Origin of the sequence: Marinobacterium iners, from assembly GCF_017310015.1 — a bacterium.
Taxonomy (GTDB): Bacteria; Pseudomonadota; Gammaproteobacteria; order Pseudomonadales; family Balneatricaceae; genus Marinobacterium; species Marinobacterium iners.
On record NZ_CP022297.1, the window covers coordinates 3,573,567 to 3,593,719 of the forward strand.

Annotated in this window: 11 protein-coding genes and 1 pseudogene; 3 read left to right on the plus strand and 9 right to left on the minus strand. The window is 55.6% G+C overall.

Translation table 11 applies throughout. The annotated features are described in order from the left end of the window. Nucleotides 1–103 precede the first annotated feature (103 nt). On the minus strand, nucleotides 104–10,333 hold the full coding sequence (locus CFI10_RS16990) for a beta strand repeat-containing protein (protein WP_206836786.1): 10,230 nt from the start codon (nucleotides 10,331–10,333) through the stop codon (nucleotides 104–106). A gap of 308 nt (nucleotides 10,334–10,641) precedes the next feature. After that, complete coding sequence (locus CFI10_RS16995) at nucleotides 10,642–10,959, minus strand: helix-turn-helix domain-containing protein (protein WP_206836789.1); 318 nt, start codon at nucleotides 10,957–10,959, stop codon at nucleotides 10,642–10,644. A gap of 88 nt (nucleotides 10,960–11,047) precedes the next feature. Here CFI10_RS16995 and CFI10_RS17000 point away from each other — a divergent pair, with 88 nt between their 5' ends. Further along, nucleotides 11,048–12,262, plus strand: a complete 1,215-nt coding sequence (locus tag CFI10_RS17000) for a tyrosine-type recombinase/integrase (protein ID WP_206836792.1) — start codon at nucleotides 11,048–11,050, stop codon at nucleotides 12,260–12,262. A gap of 24 nt (nucleotides 12,263–12,286) precedes the next feature. On the opposite strand, the gene CFI10_RS17005 is transcribed toward CFI10_RS17000, so the two are convergent. From CFI10_RS17005 to CFI10_RS17035, 7 genes and pseudogenes are all read right to left on the minus strand, one after another. Beyond that, entirely contained in the window at nucleotides 12,287–12,481 is a 195-nt protein-coding gene (locus CFI10_RS17005; RefSeq protein WP_206836795.1) for an RpnC/YadD family protein, read from the minus strand. Nucleotides 12,482–12,522: 41 nt separating this feature from the next. Then, the gene (locus tag CFI10_RS17010) at nucleotides 12,523–13,524 is read right to left on the minus strand and encodes an Rpn family recombination-promoting nuclease/putative transposase (protein WP_206836797.1); all 1,002 of its coding nucleotides are present in this window, start codon (nucleotides 13,522–13,524) and stop codon (nucleotides 12,523–12,525) included. 136 nt (nucleotides 13,525–13,660) lie between these two features. Continuing rightward, nucleotides 13,661–14,155: a RadC family protein gene (gene radC / locus CFI10_RS17015; RefSeq protein WP_425270410.1), complete on the minus strand. Its 495-nt coding sequence runs from the start codon at nucleotides 14,153–14,155 to the stop codon at nucleotides 13,661–13,663. 18 nt (nucleotides 14,156–14,173) lie between these two features. Continuing rightward, entirely contained in the window at nucleotides 14,174–15,001 is an 828-nt protein-coding gene (locus CFI10_RS17020) for a DUF932 domain-containing protein (protein WP_206836800.1), read from the minus strand. Nucleotides 15,002–15,428: 427 nt separating this feature from the next. Continuing rightward, nucleotides 15,429–16,316 (minus strand): annotated as a pseudogene (locus CFI10_RS17025) (recombination directionality factor); the annotation flags it as partial. A gap of 156 nt (nucleotides 16,317–16,472) precedes the next feature. After that, nucleotides 16,473–17,594, minus strand: a complete 1,122-nt coding sequence (locus CFI10_RS17030) for a YqaJ viral recombinase family nuclease (RefSeq protein WP_242530034.1) — start codon at nucleotides 17,592–17,594, stop codon at nucleotides 16,473–16,475. 91 nt (nucleotides 17,595–17,685) lie between these two features. After that, nucleotides 17,686–18,024: a hypothetical protein gene (locus tag CFI10_RS17035; RefSeq protein ID WP_206842320.1), complete on the minus strand. Its 339-nt coding sequence runs from the start codon at nucleotides 18,022–18,024 to the stop codon at nucleotides 17,686–17,688. A 599-nt stretch (nucleotides 18,025–18,623) separates the two neighbouring features. Between CFI10_RS17035 and CFI10_RS17040 the strand changes: the two genes are divergently transcribed. Next, nucleotides 18,624–19,511, plus strand: a complete 888-nt coding sequence (locus tag CFI10_RS17040) for an inovirus Gp2 family protein (RefSeq protein ID WP_206836807.1) — start codon at nucleotides 18,624–18,626, stop codon at nucleotides 19,509–19,511. 125 nt (nucleotides 19,512–19,636) lie between these two features. Then, complete coding sequence (locus tag CFI10_RS19280; RefSeq protein WP_242530035.1) at nucleotides 19,637–20,107, plus strand: helix-turn-helix domain-containing protein; 471 nt, start codon at nucleotides 19,637–19,639, stop codon at nucleotides 20,105–20,107. Nucleotides 20,108–20,153 lie beyond the last annotated feature (46 nt).

A 20,153-nucleotide genomic window follows, 5' to 3' on the forward strand; every position in this document is an offset into this window, starting at 1 on the left:
TCCTTCCATAAACAAAAACCCCCGCCTCCTTGTGAGAAGCGGGGGTTTTATCAGCCATCACTGGCCCGCACTGTAGGCGGGTCAGTGAGTGAAGCGCTTAGCTTCAGGCTACGATGTCGCCAAAGACGAAGTTGTTTTCGTCGATACCTGTCAGCGCTATAACACCGTCGACTGTGCCATCTTCGTTCGCGTCGAAGAACAGCAAGCCTGTAGCATCATCAACTTCAGCCGTAGCATCATTATCTGCCAGAGAAGTCAGATAGTAACGTACCACACCATCCATAGCGTTATTGGCGTTAACCAAGGCTGTTTCGTAATCTGCAACTTCAGCTTCTGCAAGGAAGTTGGTTGCAGTACCTGCTACCAGGTCAAGGTCAATCACATCTTCACCGCTGATGAAGTCTGTAATCAAATCGGCCTGTGCATCGACAATGCTGTCACCAAGCGCACCGTCAACAGAAGCACCGGAGCCTTCGAAGCCACCTTCAGTGTCCAGAACTACAGTGAAACCACCATTGTTTGGAATTGCATCCTCAATAGTCAGCTCATTGCCATTCACTGTAGCGCTAAACTCAACATTACCGTCAATTGCACTTGCAAGATTTGCAAGGACATTGGCAACAGTCTCGTTTGCACCAGCTTCATAGGTGAACGTTGTAGCAGTACCCGGGCCTACCGGATCCAGTTCAACGATGTATTTTTCACCGGCTACGACTGTATCAGTATCGGCTGTACCAATTGTCACAACAGTCTGCTGTGGCTGATCGGTTCCATCGGCAATGCTAGCCACAACTCCAGTACCGCCAGAGTCGGTAACTGTGTTAATTGTGAAACTAGCACCGTCAGCATTATTGACGGTTACAACTTCATTCACCGGGATGGCAGTGAAACCGTTAACTCCATTGAACGCGGATGCAATCTTACCTGCAACCAGTTCCGGCGTATCACTTTCGGCCAATACAACCTCAAGGTTATTGGTGTTCGGTGATCCGTTCAGTGTATACACAATGGTGATTGAACCAGCCTGCGTCACGGCACCGGTGGTAACTGTAATAAGCTCACGGTCCACGTTCGCTTGCGGTGTGGTGTAAGACATTGCAGCCGGTGTGCTGGTACCTACCACAAAGTGGAAAGTATCTTCACCACCGTTACCTGTCAGAACATCAGCACCGTTCTGAACCGAATCACCACCGTCAATGATGTCATCGTTGGCGCTGCCGGTCAGGACGTTGGCACCGGACTCGCCACCATTCAGTGTGAAGCCGTTGCTTCCACCGGCAAGTGATACGTCGATGGTGCTGTCGCCTGAATGACCGGTCAGGGCTGCTGTACCGTTGTTGATGGTCTCCGCCGTAGCGACGAACTCAACAATGTCATCTGCAGTTACAGACGCGCCAGAGGACACAATCAGAACATCCTGCTCTTCAGTAGTGTTCTCATCCTCGTCATCCGCTTCAGAGCGAAGATCCATAACAATGTCAGAACCTGCTGTGATCTCGAAGGTATCACTGCCGCCACGACCATAGAGTGTGTCGTCGCCAGTTCCACCGATCAGCGTATCGTCGTCTTCACCTGCCAAGATTTCGTTCGCGAAGCCAGTAGAGCCCGTAATGGTCTGACCGATTACTTCACCGGTGTCATCCTCACCGCTTATGAATGTAGCCGCGAACACATCATTCGCATCATCTTCCGTCAGAACTACAGCCGACATGTCAACGTTAGCGGTACGCAGTTGGCCGAAGATGCTAGCAGTAGCGTCATCGCCGTTACCGATAACCTCAACGGTACCTGAGCCAACGACTTCAACACCATCAGCCGCAAGTTCAGCAACCTGTGCAACGGTCAGGATCAGCGTCTGATCAGCCGGTACATCGATGGTTACGTTGGTCAGATCCAGCGTTACCTCGGTCAGGTCCACTTCACCTTCGATGGTCAGGCTGCCGCCATCCACTTCCAGGATCGCGCCCGCTTCGAACATCGGGTCGGTGGTTTCCTGAATGGTCAGGTCAACGTTTACGAATCTCCAAGTGCTGCCATCTTCCAGCAGCGGAGAGGTCACAACGCCGTCAACATTACCTTCGCCCAGGATTGCGGTGACTGTACCAGTACCTGTTCCGCCATTCAGCGTAAAGGCATCGGATGCAGAGTCATCGTCTGTACCATCGATCAGTGCCAGAACACCCAGATTTACATCACCGTCGCCAGTGATTGTGATCGCACTCAGCTCTGCACCGGCCACACCGGCGTACGGAACACCGTTGCCATCCAGGTTGAGGACGTACTCGCCTTCAGCTTCGCCTGCAACGTGGCCGAGGTAGACATCGCTATCGAATGTCTCCGGATCAGGTTGATTGTCATCAACACCAGTATTGATGTTGAGAGTTTCAACGTCATTCAGCGCCGCTGCCGGGCTACCACCGGTCACGGTCAGAACACCGTTATGCTGAGTCGCATCGATGTTAACTACCGCGTTGACTTCAGGATCGATGGTATCCAGTGACTTGATGGTGACATCTTCGCTACCGGTTACTACCAGATTCGCAGTAGAACCTGCAGTGTCGGCATCAAAGTAGATGGTACCCACTTCAAGGCCAACTTCAGAGGCGTTGATGGTTACATTCAGCAGTTCAAGGTTTGCACCGCTGCTGATGTCACCGATCACGTTGTTGCCTGTCGGCAGCACGTTGTCCGGGGCTATACCGTCATCTTCCCACTCATCCGGCAGCAGCGGATCGTTCGAATCGTCTTCTGCCAGTTCAGAGTTAATGGTCAGGGTATCAAAGGTCACTGTATCAGGATCGGTGTTGCCACCCATCTGATCATTCAGCACCAGATTGCCCAGATTCACCTCACCGCCGAGGGTCAGCACGAGATTTTCAACGTAGTTCAGCGCGTCGAGGTCGCTGAACTCGAAGCCCTGGTCAACATTGGAGAAGGCCACAACTTCGATCCGACGAGTAAAGCCTTCAGCCGTATCAAGACCCGGTACCGCAAAGCCCATATCCGCCGGGAATTCGATGCGGATGATGGATTCCGGCAGCTTGTTCATGATCTCAGCGAAGTTGGCATCGTTCGCCAGAACTTCAGTGATCCACAGACGACCGATATCGGCACTGTAGCCCGATACATCGATCTGGTCTGCTACCTCAACGTCGCCGGTGATGGTGTCAAAGTACCACACAACGTTCACGCCGTCGGTGCCATTACCACCCACTTCTACCACATCGATGGTGCGCTCAGCCTGTTCAGCCGTGCTGAAACGGATGTTCTGTCCAGCGCTGAAGTCATCACCCAAACCGAACAGTTTGATGGTGAATTCACCCAGATCCGTGTTCGGATCCAGCAGTACGTCTGCAAAGGTTGCATCCGTACCGGATACCGTTTTCAGCGTCGCAACCATGTTGGTGACGTTGATGTCTTCCAGGTGAACTTCTTCGGTGCTCAGGTCAACCACTTCAACCGTTGCAGTAGCATCTGTCGCTTCGACAATGTTCAGGGTATTCGCCTGCTCAGCGGTCAGCGTCAGAGTCACGCCGTCAGCCAGCACAATCGCATTGGTCTGGTTGATGGTGAGGCTGTCCAGATTGCTCCAGTCAGTGTTCTGATCGATGTACAGCGTGGTGTTGGCACCCAGATCGATGGTCAGAGAACCATTCGTGTAGATGTTAGTACCCAGATGTACCTCAGAGCCTGCTGCTGCATTGGAGAAGTCAAGCGTGGTACCGCTGGCTGTTGCCGGATCAGCGTCAGCATTCACGGTCAGGCCGTGGAAGGTGACGTTGGTTTCACCGGTACCTGAGGTGAAGGCAAACAGGTTGGCATCAACGTTAGAGACGTTCTCAATGGTCAGCATGCCGGCAAGGCCGGACGCGTCAATGGCCGACAGCACATCGTCACCATCAATACCATCCTGAAGGTCTTCTATTGCTTCAGCCGTACCGAAGTACATGCTGCCAGTGCTTGCACCCTCAAGGGTAATTGTCTTGACATCACCCGACACAGATGCAGACGCACCGGTGATGGTGAGTGCACCTGTACCATCATTGGTCACAACCAATGCATCAACTTCGTCATCAGACACATCGAGTCGTTCGATGGTGACGTCGGCTGTTGACTCTTCGGTAATGGTCAGACGAGCGGTTGCACCACTTTCAACGGATGTGAAGTAAATACCGTCAGCTGTACCCTGAGCATCATCTGCGATGATCAGATCCTGCGTCGCGGTAATGTTGACGTTCAGTACGTTGTTTTCCGCACCGTCAGTCGCAAAGCCATCACGTCCGTCAATTGCACCGGAGATGCGGTTGGCCACTACACCCGTATTGCCGTTGTTGGCGTCTTGCAGGTTTTCAGCCGTGCCTTCAGAGATGATGGTGATGGTCTGCAGGAATTTTTCTTCTGCAGTGCCATCCTTGTTATCGCGTGTCGACAGAATAATGTCGCCATCGATATGCGTGCCACCCAGCAGGTTCAGCGTCAGAGACTGGACTTCATCGTTCGTATCCGGGTCGTTGAACATCAGGAAGCCATCAACCGTTACCCCTTCTTCTACCGTTACGACACGGTACGTCGGGTTCAGGAGACCAAGCTGTTCCGGATCATGGTAGATCTGCAGCGTCACATCGCTGGACAGCTCATAGAGCAGCGCTTCGATGTTAGTGCCATCGACCATGGTGTTCAGGGCTTTCAGGGTTGAAACCTTGTAGCCTGATGCGTCGATCACGAAGTCCGGGTAGTCGAACAGGTACGGCGGTACCGTGTCGAACATGTACACCAGGGTGGTGTCTGCACCCGCTTCGCTGTTCACAACCAGACCGTTGGCCTGTGTGATGTTGACCAGACCCAGGGTCTGACCATCAGCCAGCAGGAAGCTTGCAGACGGGTCATTGGTCAGGCCATCAGCATCCAGGTCCGCTTCAGAGTTCGCGACCAGCTGGCCGCCTTCGAAGGTACCCAGATCAACACGGTCTTCACCCAAGGTGATTGTGATAGCGGTCGGGTCAGCCAGACCACTTGCCACGCCCGTGATATCGAAACCGGCGTCAACATCGTCCTGAGTCAGGTCGGTGATGTTGAGTGCGGTTGCGTTCGTGATGGTGCCAGTACCGGCCAGCTGATTGAACTGAGCCGCTGTCAGCGTCAGGGTTCCACCGTTGGCATCAATGCTGACGACGCCAGTCAGGTTAACCGTGGCATCCAGTACCACATCGGAACCATCCAGTACCAGCGCAACTTCATCGATGTTTTCATCGATTGTGGTGAAGTCGAAGGCAGAGCCGTCATAGCCGTTGATTGTCAGGTCTTCCGTCAACGTTCCTTCAGTGCCCACGACATTTTCTGCACCCAGTGCAGTCAGCTGCGTGAAGGACAATGTCAGAGCCGCATCGTCAGCGAGTGTAACAGCGCTAACGCCGGACAGGTCATCGTCAGACAGGTCTACGGTACCTTCCACTGTCAGCGCGATGCTGCTGCCAGTGAAGCTCAGTGCATCGTCTGCGTCGAACCCTGTAGCCGAACCATCGATGGTGGCGGATACAGTGCCAGTACCGGAGTTGTTGACGGTCAGTGCATCGACGTCGTCATCAGTCGTGTCGAGCAGTCCCAGTGCCACGTCGGCTGTACCGGTGATTTCAACCGTTGCAGCTGCAGCATCCTGATCGTTAATACCCCAGGCGTCGTCACCGTTAACGGCGGAGAACACGATACCATCCATGCGCAGGTCTTGAGTCGCATTGATGGTGACGTCCAGAAGGTTGTTCTCTTCGGAGTCGTCTTCGTAGCCACTGTTGTCAGTATCGTTGGTGCTACCCTGGCTGGCGAGGGTACCAGCCGCTGTCAGCGTACCGATGACGTTGGCGGTTTCGCCCGACATCAGGTTGGCCAAGTCCTGGTTATCGGCATCAACGGACTTGTTGGAGTTGATGACAACCGTTTCAAGGTGCGTGTTCAGCAGCGGATTGCCGTCTGCATCGGTCTTGATTGCAGAAGACAGGTCAACATCCTGCAGTTCTACGCCACCTTCAAGGTTCAGCGTGAAGTTCTGAACTTCAGTATCCAGCGCCAGTTTGTTGAATTCCAGATTACCTACAACTGTGGTCTGTGCTTCAACCGTGACAGTCTGATCACCTTCGATGACCAAGCCTTCGCCATTGAAAATGACTTTTTCAACGGTAAACGGCAGGCCTGCCAGCAGGGCATCAACGTTCACGCCGTTCTGCAGCAGGGTGTTGGCCAGGTAGATCTGGGACACATCAAAGCCAGACGCGTCAATCGATGTGGTGGCGCCGATGGTCTCATCAAGGATTTTGATGATTGCATCAATACCGGCTACATCAATGCCATCCAGCTCTTCGAGCGCCTCAACAGACAGCGTGGTGCCATCCGCCAGGGTGATGGTATCAACACCGGTCAGGTTTGTAGCGTCGACCAGCGTGACACTTTCAGCCGTGGTGATGTTGATGTTTGCCGCTGTGATTGCTGATGTATCCAGCACACCATTTTCAAGATCAGCCTGACTCAGGTCAGTGATATTGATGGTCACTGTGGAAAGATCCACAGCAGTGCCTTCGTCGGAACCGTCAAGCACTGTAATGATGCCACCGTTGCTGCCGTTCAACTGCTGGAACTGTGCAGCCGTCAGGTTCAGGGTGGTACCTTCGTACACTTCCAGTGTAGTGATGCCGGTCAGGTCAGTCGCTGAGTTCAGCGTAACATCGCTCTGCTCAACTACGCGCAGGGTGAGGTTTGTTACGTCAACTTCAAAGTCTGCACGGCTGAACGGCTGATCATTCAGCTCGGTCAGGGTCAGACTGCCTTCACCCGAGAAGTTCTCTGCACCGATGGTGTAGGCCTGGTCCAGGGTCAATGCAAGCTGTGCATTCTCGGACAGGCTCACGCTGGTGATGTTCGACAGCTCAGTTCCTGTCAGGTCTGCACTGTCAGAACCATTACCATCGCCGATTACCAGTGCGATTTCACCAGCACCCATGATGCTGGCGATAGCACCGTCGGCTGCATCGTCAATGGTCAGCGTAGTGCTGCCTGCCGCACCTTCGAAGGTCAGCGGAGTTTCATTCGCTTCCCAGAGGTCAACGGTGACCGCGAGATCACCTGCGACACCAGAGGCATCGAAAGATGTCAGGCCGCTCGGCAGATCGCCTGCGATCGTCAGGTTGGCATCTGCAGACACCGCCAGATCGGTCAGGTTAGCGCCGGACAGAGACTCAACAACGGTGTTGCCGCCTTCGATGTTGATGATAGCCGCAGTTGCGTCAGTAGAGATACCTTGAACCTGCTGTACTTCGCCAGCCGGCAGTGTATCCAGACCCACAACGTTGACAACAGCCGTAGCGCCTTCAGGACGCGCGAAGTTGGCAACCAGTCCACCCACTGCATAACCGTCCTGCTTGTCGTAGACCACTTCCATCAGGAAGTCAACGCCGCGCTCAGTATTGCCGAAGGTGATGGTGGTGTTGTCGTTGCCACGCAGACCCAGGGTTTCGAGGTCTTTAGTGGTTTCACAGGTCCAGAATTCACGGTCTCCATCGTTCATGTCGGTAACGACATAGGTGTGAACGCCGCTGGAGACCAGACCGCCTTCTGCGTTTGTGGCTGTACCGTCGTCACCCACGTTGCCAGTCAGTTCAACATTGACACGTGCGCCGTTACCATAGATCGCATCCGCGTTTTCGAAGCCAGACAGGGTCAGGTTGTTGACCACGCCGCCTACGCTGGAGAAATCAACGATGAAGCCGTTGGTCGCTACGCCATTGTCAACGCCCAGTGCAATCGCGCTGCCGCCTTCAATCGGACGACCCCAATCATCTACACCGCCTTCAACCGGAGTGAAGGTCAAGTCAGACTCACCGGTAATGCGCAGGAAGGTTTCGATGGTCTCAAACGGACCGATCTCAGACATCTCGTCGGTGTTGATGACCAGACGGCTGTAAGACGGTACATCCGCAGGACGGTCGTAACCGTTCATGTTGCGGTCGATCAGGACGTTTTGGCCCCATTCGTTACGATCAACAGTGGTGTTTGAATCGTTACCATCTTCGCCGAAGTCACTCGACAGTGAACCACCAGACAGTGCCACTCCGTCAACAATGCTGCGCGCGTCGTCGCTGCTGTTGAACGGGTCGAAGTCCAGACCGGCATTGGTGATCAGTACGCTGCCAGACTGCTGGTCGCCGTTGTTGTCGTTCGCCAGGGTTACGCCCTGCTCGGCAACGCGGGTGTGCAGCTGTTCAGCGGTCATTTCCAGGGTAACGCCGTCCTGGATTTCCAGGATCAGGTCGACACCAACCGGCAGGTTATCCACACCCAGATCAGTCAGGGAGGTGGATTCAGTAACGATGATCTTCACCTGCGCAGAGGTGTAGAACGGTGCACCTTCAACGGCGAAGTTCTCGGCACCAATGGCCGCAAACTGAGCGTCCGTCAGGGTCAGAATACCGCCGTCAACGTCGAAGTTCAGTACAACGTTTTCAACACCGGACAGTTCTGCAGCACGCAGGTCAGAGGCGTTCTCAACGTACAGGGTGATGTTTTCACCACTGATGGAGGAGCCTTCCAGCGCCACAATGCCGAAGTCGAATGATGCCAGGTCACGACCCAGTACAACGGTGTCTTCGCCCGTGCCAGTATCGATATTTACCAGTGCAGCCCAGTTGCCATCGGCATTCAGACCAGTTGTATCAGTCATGCCAGAGATAACGATGGTGTCGTTACCTTCACCGGTGGTGATGTTCATCTCATCAGCGCTTACGGTGATGCTGTTGTCACCGCCTGCGGCGTTGATGGATACAGTCTCACCGCGCACAGAGGAGATCACGTCGTTGCCTTCACCGGTGGTGATGCTGACGGTATCAGAGTCGTCGGTAGTGATGGTGTTGTTGCCGCTACCCGCTGTAATGGTAACAACGTCGCCGGAGGTGGCGCTGAATTCATTGTCGCCATTGCCGCCGTTGATGGTGACAGCCTTGCCATTGCTGTTGGCCTGGAACTGGTCATCCGCTTCAGCGGTACCGGTGAAGATCACTTCATCAGCGTGGCCATCAATGGTCAGATCCACACCGCCGGTGTTGGCAGAGGCATCGATCACAGCCGGACGATCGGTATTGAAACCAGCCGCCATGTTCTCTTCAACGGAGAAGATTGCTTCGCCGCTGATGTTCAGGTGGCTCAAAGTGCCGCCTGCGAAGAACTGATGCATGTGGTTCTCGGTACCCTGAGAATCGATATTCAGGGTCGAGGCGTTGTGCAGCAGGTTGATATCGGCATTAACATCACCGATTGCCAGCTCAATGTTCAATGCACCGGTCAGGCCTTCGCCGTAGTGAACGGTCACGTCCTGGCTGAACTCGCCTTCGAAGCGGGTCAGCGCGCCGTTGCGAACACCGGCAATTGTCAGCGTACCCAGTTCCGCTTCATTAACACCGTCAAAGTCGGATTCGGTGATAGTCAGCTTTTCAAGATCAACGGCACGGGACAGGTCGATGGTGGAATCGTTGGAACCGTTACCGGACAGATCCGGGTAGGTGCTGTCGCCGCTGTCATTGGTGTAGACGTTTGGCAGGTTTTCGATGTTGATCGTCTGGATGTTCAACAGCTCTTTAGGCTGAGCGTAGTAGCCTTTGGCGTCGATTTCCAGAGTATTGTTGCCCTCACCACCGTCGATGTAGGCACCGTGCAGCAGGTCCAGACGGCCTGCAACGATGAAGTCATCCGCAGCAGAGGTTTTACCGATCTCTTCGGTACCACCGTTGTTCTGAGTCGGGGTCAGGATGATCGGGTGGTTGGTAACGATAGTATCGCCTTCAACAACGGCATCGATCAGAATCGGGTTACCATCGGCGTCAACCATCGGGGTGCCTTCGGCATCTGTTGCCTGAACCTGATAGGCGACTTCTTTCTCGAACAGGCGAGAGTTGCCATCGGCATCAAACAGCAGACCGTTCAGGTACTCGAACTGTTCCTGAGTCAGGGAGACAACTGTCTCAGCAACCGTACCGTCCAGCAGCGTAACGCGGATCTGGTAGTTACCGGTGTAGTCGCCATCCTTGCCGGTGTCGAAGCCCGTGTCAGCGTCATTATCGCCAACCGTTACAGAGCCGTCGCCGGTATTGTTGAACTGATCGCCCTGGCCGCCCTGGATTGAGTCCGCGGCCCCTTCGATCGTAATCTGAGCAATCTGGCCCAGGCTAGCGTTGATGACACCAAATACGTCATCGGCCATATCGGCTGCTGTGAACAGGTAGGCATTAACTGTATTCCACACCTGACCGGCCGGTACGCCTTCGCCAGTTTCCGGGTTGCCCCAGTAGGTCAGCATCTGAGTCGGATAAGTATCCGGCAGCTCGACCACTGTGACATTTTCAGTCAGCGACCAAATAGCACCTACAGGTAAGATATTGTTTATAAAGCCGCGTTAGCAACACTAATAGCTGTTTTTTTGAGTTTTCTACGCTATGTCTATTTTTCCGAGTCGATCCGCACCCAACAGAATCGATCTAATACCTTCAGGATCGCTTATCTGACGCGCCCTGCAGCCCCCTGCCTCCAGCATTTATTTTTCTTCACAGTTTCTTCATTTCAGATCAATTCCAGCGCACTCAGCAGCACTATCCTCTCTTCATCCCTTCAGTTCAGAGGGCGCTTTCGGTCACTGCGACGACGGCTCTCATCCTCCAGGCGACCCTTCAAGGTTTCTACCGCCGCCTCTCTCACCTGAACATCCAGCACATCATCACTGCCCAGTATATCGATATCGACACCCCGTTCGCGCAAGGCACGAATCATGGCGGTCAGTGTCTCTGCACGCATCACCATCTCCAGTGTTTCATTACGTGCAATCGTCGACTTGGCTACCCCCAGCATGTCCGCGAACTCTTGCTGACTCATGCCCAATGCGGCACGCCCTATCCGCATCGCCATCGCAAAACGTACTTTTTCATCCATAAAGCTTGACTCCAAGCACATTAAAGGTCTATTAAATATTGAAAGAAGCTCTTAGTAGCGAAAAGGGAACATGAAGGGAGTACTCAGCATGCCCAAACGCAATCTTACACAACAATTCATACAGAGTAGCAACTTATGCCCGGCCGACAAATCCAAAGTTGACTATTTCGATACCAAAATACCCGGATTGCTGTTCAAAGCCCTCAAATCTGGACGGCGCACCTATTACCTGCGTTATCAGGATGTCCGGGGTAAAACACAAGAGAAAAAGTTAGGCGCGGCCGATCGGTTGAGCCTGGCGGATGCTCGACAGCTCGCAACGGAGCGACTGACGACACTGGCAATGGGTATTGATCCCTTTGAACAGAAAAAAACGCTGAAGGAGGTCCCGACCTTTGCTCAGTTCGTGGAGCAGTCTTATCTGCCCCATATCAAAGCCTACAAGCGCTCGTGGAGAACGGATGTCTGCCTGCTGAACAAGCACATCCTGCCCGCCATCGGTGCTCTGCATCTGGATGAGATTACGCGGCGTCATTTAGTGGATCTGTTCAACGTCAACCGTCAAACGCACAAGCCCAGCTCCACCAACCGGCTCATTGTGCTGTGCCGTTATATTTTTAACTGCGCCATGCGCTGGGAGACCGCTGGGGCAACTCGCAACCCGACGGCCGGTATCGATCTGTTTGTGGAAAATAATAAGCGGGAGCGTTACTTAACATCGGAGGAGGCTGCACGCCTGTTTGAGACGATCACACGGTCACGCAACCCTCAGCTTAAATGGATTGTGGCCATGCTCTTGCTGACTGGTGCCCGTAAGGGTGAGGTGTTAACGGCGCGCTGGAAGGATCTGGATCTGGAGCGGCGTATCTGGACGGTGGAGTTCAATAAAACCGGGACGACACGCTACATTCCGATTTCAGATGGATTGCTGGAGATGTTGAATGCCGTGGAGCAGCTGCGTATACCCGGCTGCGAGTGGCTGTTCCCAAACCCCAAGACACTGAAGCCGTACAACAACATCTTTAACTCGTGGGATGTGGCACGTAAGCGTGCCGGGATGCCGGAGTTGAGGTTACATGACCTGCGACACAGCTTTGCCAGCTTCCTGATTAACTCAGGGCGCAGTCTGTATGAAGTGCAGAATATTTTGGGGCATACCCAGGTCAAAACCACTCAGCGATATGCTCACCTGACGCAGGACTCGCTGATTGCAGCGGCCGATACCGCCACCCGGTCACTGCCGTCACTGTCTACCATGATGCCAAACCGCGCTTCTCAAGTCGCGCTGCTGGAGGCTCGTTAGTCGAGCACTCCAGCCCCACAGGGCTCAGTGCCTGGCTTCAGTGCGTAATGCCTTGACCTCGGCCTCTGTCAAACCAGAAGCTTGGGCGATCTGGGCATCGGTCAGGATATTCATGTTGATCAGATTGAGTGCCGTCTCACGCATAGTTTCTATCCGACCTCGCTGAATTCCCCGCTGTTCCCACTGCTCAGGCCACTTTTTCATACGTTCAGCCAACATGTCTGTTCCTTCTATGCCGCTGCGCTCAAGTGCCTTGGGGGTCAGTGCTTGCCCAGCAGGGCTTCCAGACTATCAGCTGTCAGGATCGACTCAGCCCATTGATCAATCAGCTGCGAGTCTGCCGACTGGAGCACCAATTCAGCCCACTCTGGGAGAGCACCGAATTTTATCTCGATCATCTTGCGCAGAAGTCGTGACTCTCCTTCCATCCGACCTTCCATCCGACCACGCTGAACCCCGATCTGCTCACCCTGCAGGCGTTCCTTCTTAACAAGGTTTTCCAAGTTTTCGGCTAACATATTCTTGTCCTCTACTAAGCTGTTCAACTGATCCAAGTTCACGTCTGCGCCCAAGCGGCTGAGGTGACGTTTTATCCAGCGGGTGATCACGCGGTCAACCCGCTCCTTGTTAGGATCAGCCTGAATAATGGCCACAATTCGATCAACTGCCCGTTGCAGTGACTCCCAGCTATCGCCTGCGTTCTCAACACTGAACATCCCGCTTAGCGGTGAGGGGTTCAGTCCCAGCTCTGCATCCGTATAGCGGCCTTCATCCACCAGATAGTAACGCAGGTGCGGCTGATAGACCCGCAGAAACGCCGGGGGTTCCGGCTGCACCATATCGTAGATGTCCTGCTTGGCCGACCAGCGTTGCGAACCGTTATACAGCACGATCGGCAACACGGGTGGTAGCCCCTGGCTGAGCTTTATTTCCTTGTGCTTCAACAGGTGGTCGTAGAAGCAGGCCACGTAGTGCATCAGCCGGATTGGCATGGTTTGATCGACCTGAGACTGAAACTCAAGCAGGATATACAGATACACCTGCTGTGTGGTGCCATCCCAGTTCACTTCGACCGACCAGACCACATCCTCAAACTTTTCCTCGAACAGCGGTGTGATGTAGTTGCCGCTGTGGTTCTTCAGAGTGCTGAAGTCCATGATCTGCGCAATCTCGGGCGGTATGAAGCCCTCAATCAACTGCTGAACGAACTCAGGATAGCTGAAGACCTCTTTATATCCGGTATCGTGATGCTGACTTGCCATTGCCACTCCTGTCTGAATACTGACCAGTCTACCACACACGCTGCGTGTCATAGGATAGTGCCCGTTGTGTAAAAAAAAATAACAGGACGGGGTGGCCGCCGTGCTCGCACAGGGCGAACACGACGACCGGGGGTTTTCAAATCAACCCCTTTTCTGCAAAGGAGCAGGTGCCTTCATGCCCGACGATGACGTGATCCAGCAGCCGGATCTCCACCGTGCTCAGGGCCTGCTGCAGCCGATCGGTAATGCGCCGATCCGCCTGGCTCGGCTCTGGACTGCCCGACGGGTGGTTGTGCACCAGGATCACGGCCGCCGCGTTGTGTGCCAGTGCCTCTTTGATCACTTCCCGTGGATACACGCTGGCCGCATCGATGGTACCCCGGAACAGCTCCCGGAACCCGATGATGCGGTGACGGTTATCCAGCATCAGCATGCCAAACACCTCGTGCTCATACTCCATCAGCAGAGTCTGCAGGGCGTTGAACACCGTATCGGGCTTATCCAGCGCACGGCCTTTACGCAGGCGACGACGGGCCAGCATTCTGGCCAGGTGCATCAACTCTGCGTCGGTTACAGCGCTGGGGACGACATAGGTACCGGGGCGTTCCCCGGCGATCAGTTGGGGTGTCATCAGTGTATTCTCCTTTCTTCAGGCCACACGGGCCTGTCCTTTGAGTGCGGCAAAGTGCTCGGTCAGCTGCCAGAGTGCGCGGTTGAGGCGAACATCCTCGGTGACGGAGGTGATGGCACGGGTGCGGGTATGACGCCCGGATGCCGAACGCCCCGTCAGTCCGCCTTTGAGCAGGTTTTCCTGGGTGCGATTGAACACCCGCCACAGGTTCTGATCCCGGTCTTCCGCGCGACGGGCATCCAGCAGGCGATCCGGTTGAATGGGGCTGACCTGACGCCAGTCTTCCCCGTACCGCAGGGTCAGAGCGGATTGTGCGAACAGGCGGGACTCTTCCGGGCTTAACCGCAGGGACTGGAAGCGCTCGACGGTACCGGCCAGGTTGGGGACTTCGTCCACCAAGGCCAGGGAGCCGTCCAGGATCTGATCCACCACCTGCTTGCCGTGGCGTACCCGGATACCGCCCATATCGCCTACCGGTGTCACCATGCCGTTGCTGCAGATCAGTCGGAACAAGCCCAGATCCAGTTGATAGGCCGCAGAGCGGTCATGGCTGTTGGTCAGTACCAGTTCCGCAATGCTGTCGCCCACCGTGATCTGGCGTTGTGGGTCTTGGCGGAACCGCACCAGATGGCGGGTGGTATCGCGGCGCTCAGGATCACGTACACGGGTCTGTTGCGCACGGACGGGGTACCAGCCCTCCGCCTGCAGGGCGTCCACCACTTCAATGGTGGGCACAAAGCCGTAGCGGTCAGAGACAGCATCATCCGGCGCGCGGGCAAAGATGGCCGGGGCCTGACGGTAGAGTTGATCACGGGACAAAGTGCCCGCATGGGAGTGAGTCGTCATGATAAACCTCCAGACCTGCAGGCATCGCCACCCCACAGGGCAGCGATACCGGCAGGGTGATTGAGAGTAGTTATTTGTTTGGTATAGAGCGGATGATTGGAAGCGCCGTTGTGGCGTTGTGGTACCCAAGCGTTCAGCACGGCATGGGATAGCGGCTTGATCAATGAGCGGTCGGACGCGCCTTGCTCACCCCTGACTGACGTGCACGTTTGGCCAGGCGGGAGGCCTGAGCAATATCCGCCTGCAGTGAGGCTTCGATGGCGTTTGCGTCCATCTCAGCGTCGACATTAGCTGCAGCCTTCTGTTTCTGCTGTGTCTCGGCTTCTAACGCTTCTTTGGTTGCATTCTCAGACTCAGACGCACCCGATGCAGCCGCATCCCCATCCTCAAAGGGTGCAGGCTTGCGGGTCAGTCGATGGGAGCGTTGAGCCAGCTTGTCACTCAGCGTACCGGTGGCACTGAGTTGGCCCGTGGCGGGTGGGTTCAGGTGATGCCCCTGACCTGCCTGAGCCTCCAGTTGTGGATAAAACTCATCCACCACGGCTGCCACATCCTCCTCCTGCTCTTCGAACAGCCCGTTGGCAAAGCCCTGCTTAGCCACCCGATCCAACGCCTTCTGATCAAACCCCACCTCATTCCGGTCCAAGGCCATATCGTGCGCCTTGGCTAAGGCCTCCTCCAGATCCATGCCTTCGCGCAGGGTGATATCCACATAGTAGATGGGCGTACCGTGACTCTGACGGGTGGACTTGCCCCGCAGCCTTAACTCCAGCGGCATACAGGCCAGACGGTTACCGGAGACCGCCTTGAAGTACTGCAGCCGTGCAGCCAGGGTCCGAATGGAGTTGAACCCCGTGGTACGGAAGATGAACGTCCCCAGCGGGTCTTCATCCCCGATCACCACGTTGAGCCGGGCATAGGGTTTGCAGCGTCCGCCCTGAGCCAGCTCACAGCTATCGGGGCCAGGGCACGGCAGCGTCTGCATCCCTTCACGGGTCCGACGGCGGCACTGTTCTCCATCCCCCACGCACAAAGGCCTTGCGGTATTGCGATCAAACAACGAATACTCCGCCCTCAGGTTGAGATCCGGGTCATTGAACAGCAACCGGATCGGGATGCGGCGCAGCTTACCGCCCTGCCCTTCGCGCAGCTGTTCATCCAGCGGGTGTGGCAACCAGCCTTCACGGGTCTGGATCTGGGAGGTCAGGGTAAACTGATCATCCTTCTGTGGCAGGCGTTTGCCGTCCTTCTCCACCACCTTACCGATGGCGATCCGCCCCAGAATGGGCGGGGTAATGGCGAGTCCTTTTAACATGGGGTACCTCCTGCTCTGCAGTCAGAGCCTGAATTGAAGACAATAAAAAGCCCCGTGCCTCCGCAGAGGGCACAGGGCTGGGGCTGTTGTGTTGAAATGATACGAATGGATCTGAGTAGTACTGTGGATAACCGGCAGTATCAGTGGTTGCAACGTTCAGCTTCCATGCACCACAAAGCGGCGACTGCCGGGCTTTACCGTCAGGTACTGCTGCACCAGTTCCGGCTCATCTTTCTTCAGCCGTGCCAGATCCACCACCCGGCTGTCACTGCTCTTCTTCCAGGTAATGCGGCCCTGTGAGAACTGAGCCTCACTGGCCGTGCCCATCGCCTGCTGCAACTGATGCTTCAACTGGGCCTCATCGCGTTTGGCATCATCCAGTACCGAGCGCACCACCAGCAGCTGCTCAAACACCTCGGACAGCTCCGGTTGCTCAGTGAAGTCCATCACCTCATGGTCATCCTCCGGGAACAGTGCCCGCAGCGCACGATCGGCTGAGTCACTGGCATCGGCCGGGGGTGGTGTATCCTCCGTCACATGCCGCCAGAATTCGGCTTCGAGCTGGATCAGCCGTTCAATCAACGCCTCGTCCCGCTCCAGACGGAATATCCTGAGCTCATGCCCTCCGACCAGCACGGCGACATCCGCCGCCTGCTGACCGGTGACGGCCAACTGGTGCATCACCTGCAGCTGCACGTACTCCGGCACGCCGTTCTTCCACAGCTTGGCCCCGTTGATGCCCGCCGTTTTGCACTCCAGTACCTGCACTTCATCGCAACCGACCACCTCACGGTCCAGGTTGGCCAGCATCCAGGCGTGTGTCGGGTGCTGCAGCACCGCATTGACACGGCGCACCTTGAAGCCGGTGCGCTTGGCATAGTGCTCGGCCACGATGGGCTCCAGTACCGTGCCCCAGAACAAGGGGCTGTTATCGTCATCGTCAGGCTGTTCAGCGAGCCCATCCGACTGAGCGGCATGGACCAGCCGACCGGTCTTCTCCATCCACAGCTCCAGCTGGGATTTATAGGGATTGAGTCCAACGGCAGCCGCCGCATCCGAACTGCCAATGCCGGTCTGACGCACGGCCAGCCAGGTATTGCGATCCAGCTGACGGGTATCCACCAGACGGTGCGCCTGGGCATGGCGGCGCTTGCTGGAGGTGAGCCCCTGCAGCGCTTCGGCCTGAGCGTTCATCATGGCTTGATCCGTCAGGGCACTATGAGGCGCAGGCAGTGCCAGAGCGGTCGGTTGAATCGCGGTGTGGTGTGTATTCATCATCGTTCTCCTATGTCCCGTAACAGCATAACGCCCCGGCATACCGCCGGAGCAATGCCTGGGGATAACCAGTAGTCAGTCAAAAAGAGGTCGGTTAGTCGCGTCGAAAGGTATGGCCGCAGTTCAGGCACTCGCAGTTATCCAGCACCCGTCGATCCAGCTCATCACCGATCTGGGCACCGGTCACGCCACCGGCAGCACCCCCAATGAGTCCACCAATCAGCGCACCGGACAGGGTGCCTAAGGCCATACCGGGCGGGCCTGCGATCCGGCCCAGCTGCAGGCCGGTTACAGCACCGCCGCCTGCCCCACTGAGCGCACCGGCGATGCCACTGGCCGTGCCGGCTGCGATGCCGGTCACGGTTCCGGCTTTACGCCCCATACGACGGGGCAGAATACGGTCTGATGCACAGACCGGGCATGTGTTTGTCATCTATCACCTCCTGGGCATTAACCCTGCGTTGAGCGGACGCACCTCGGGGTGTATCCAGGTCGGTGATATAGGTTTGAGATTTGGTTGAATCTGCCAGTGCCAACAGCTGGATGCGGAGTCGATTCAGTGCGGTATCCGGGCTAAGAACGCAGTGCGTGTAAAAAATAATCGGGCGGTGGAATACAGTGAGCGTGGTGATCACCCACTGAGTTATCCCCGAACCCAAAATGATTTAATTTCTGAAATCGAGGGTCAATGTTTCCGGGGGTGTGCCTGTGGGCAAACCTCGATGGGACGGGGGTTTTTGGCAAGGTCGGAATGACGGTTACAGTAGTATATATAACCAACAGGTTATCCAATCAGAGTTCACTCTCTGGAACCAACACATAGATCTATTCCGTATAACCCATTACTTATCAATGGATATAACCCATCCCTCTACCACTCCCCCAGATTCAAACAGGTCATAGCCTGATCTCTTCCCAAAGAGAGATCAGGCATAAGTCCATGATACACAACCCTCTACCTCCACCAGGGTGAGGGCAGCCACCCGAGTGATCTCCACGCTCAGTCCCTTTAACCGGTACTGGAGCACACTCATGAATCCTTACAACCCAGAACACTACCAAACCTACGTCAACACCTACGGTCCATACCCCAGCTCAGTCTCTGATCCTGATCCTGATCCAGCCATCGAGTCCTTCGATCCTTGGGAAGAACACCCGCACAACACCACAGGACTGCCCAAGCGGGTACCCGGCAGTCCTCAGCTGCGTCTGCACTACGAAAGCCAGTACCGAGGCTGGGCAGTGTTACAGCAGCCGAAATACGGAGGGCTGGTCGAAAACTACCTGGAACGTACCTGGGAGGTGATCGATGCCGCACTGACGGAATATCCGAGAGTCTATGCCGTGCGGGTGGATCTGCGTTACCCGCAGGCCTATCCGGTAGAGCTGAGTCGAGACAATCAGTGCATGAAGCGGTTTTTTGAGTACCTGCAACGGGAACTGGATCGAGCCGATCTGAAATACCCGACCCGTGTGCATTACGTCTGGGCACGTGAGCAAGACAGCAGCCCTCATCCCCACTACCACCTGCTGCTGATGTTCAACCAGAATGCCGTTCATCAGATCGGTACTTACGGGCCGTGTGAGGAAGGCGGATATCACCGCCAGAACCTGTTCCATCGGATTGTACGGGCGTGGTGCTACGCATTGAGGCTGGCGAATGATCATGGAGTCGAAGGGCTGGTTCACTACGCGGTGGGTGGGCAGTACGACACGGATTATCCCTACGGCTGTGACGTACCCAGCCGTTCAGAGGCCATCGATTACGAGACCGGGCATTTTCGGATTTCCAGTCATCCATCAGATGGCTATGAGCTGGCACGGCTGTACTACCGGGCGAGTTACCTCTGCAAGGCGTATAGCAAACGTTTTGGTGAAGGGACGCGTTGTTTTGATAGCAGCCGCAGGTGTCGTTGCTAACGGCAGCAGACGGATCGGTTTAATCCGAGTCGATCCCGGCACAAGGACGTGCATTGACTGTGAAAAATAAAAAAATACTCACGCCCTATCCTATGGAGCACGCAACGACAGAGGAGAATCGAGCGATGCACACCGACCGCACAGAGTCAGTGAACGGCACAGAGGAGAAAAGCCCACTGCAGGCGGACGCCATGCCCCAGTGGCAGGCACCGGAAACGAATGCACCGCCTGCACGCAATCAGTCAGTGTCACACCCGACTGCAGCACCGACAGGCCAGACGAAACTATCCTGTCTCAACCAGGAAAAGATGATGCAGCACAGCGCAGGGGATCAGCCCGAGACTCTACCGCCGCATCGAGCCAAACGCTCTCCGAGTGATCCACCCAAAGGACTGCATCCGAGCGTCGAAGCGATCCTCACACTCAGGCACGAACGGGCGATGACACAGATGGAAATGGCCGGTGCCTTAGGTATCAGTCAGCGCACTCTACAGGACTGGGAACGGGGTCGACGACAGCCGCAAGGACCGGGGAAAGCGTTGCTGGAACGGGTCAGGGAAGTGCTGGAAACAGACGGCACTGCATCACGACATTAGACATTGCGACGATCAAAACCGAGATAAACCGGCGTAATAGCGCCTA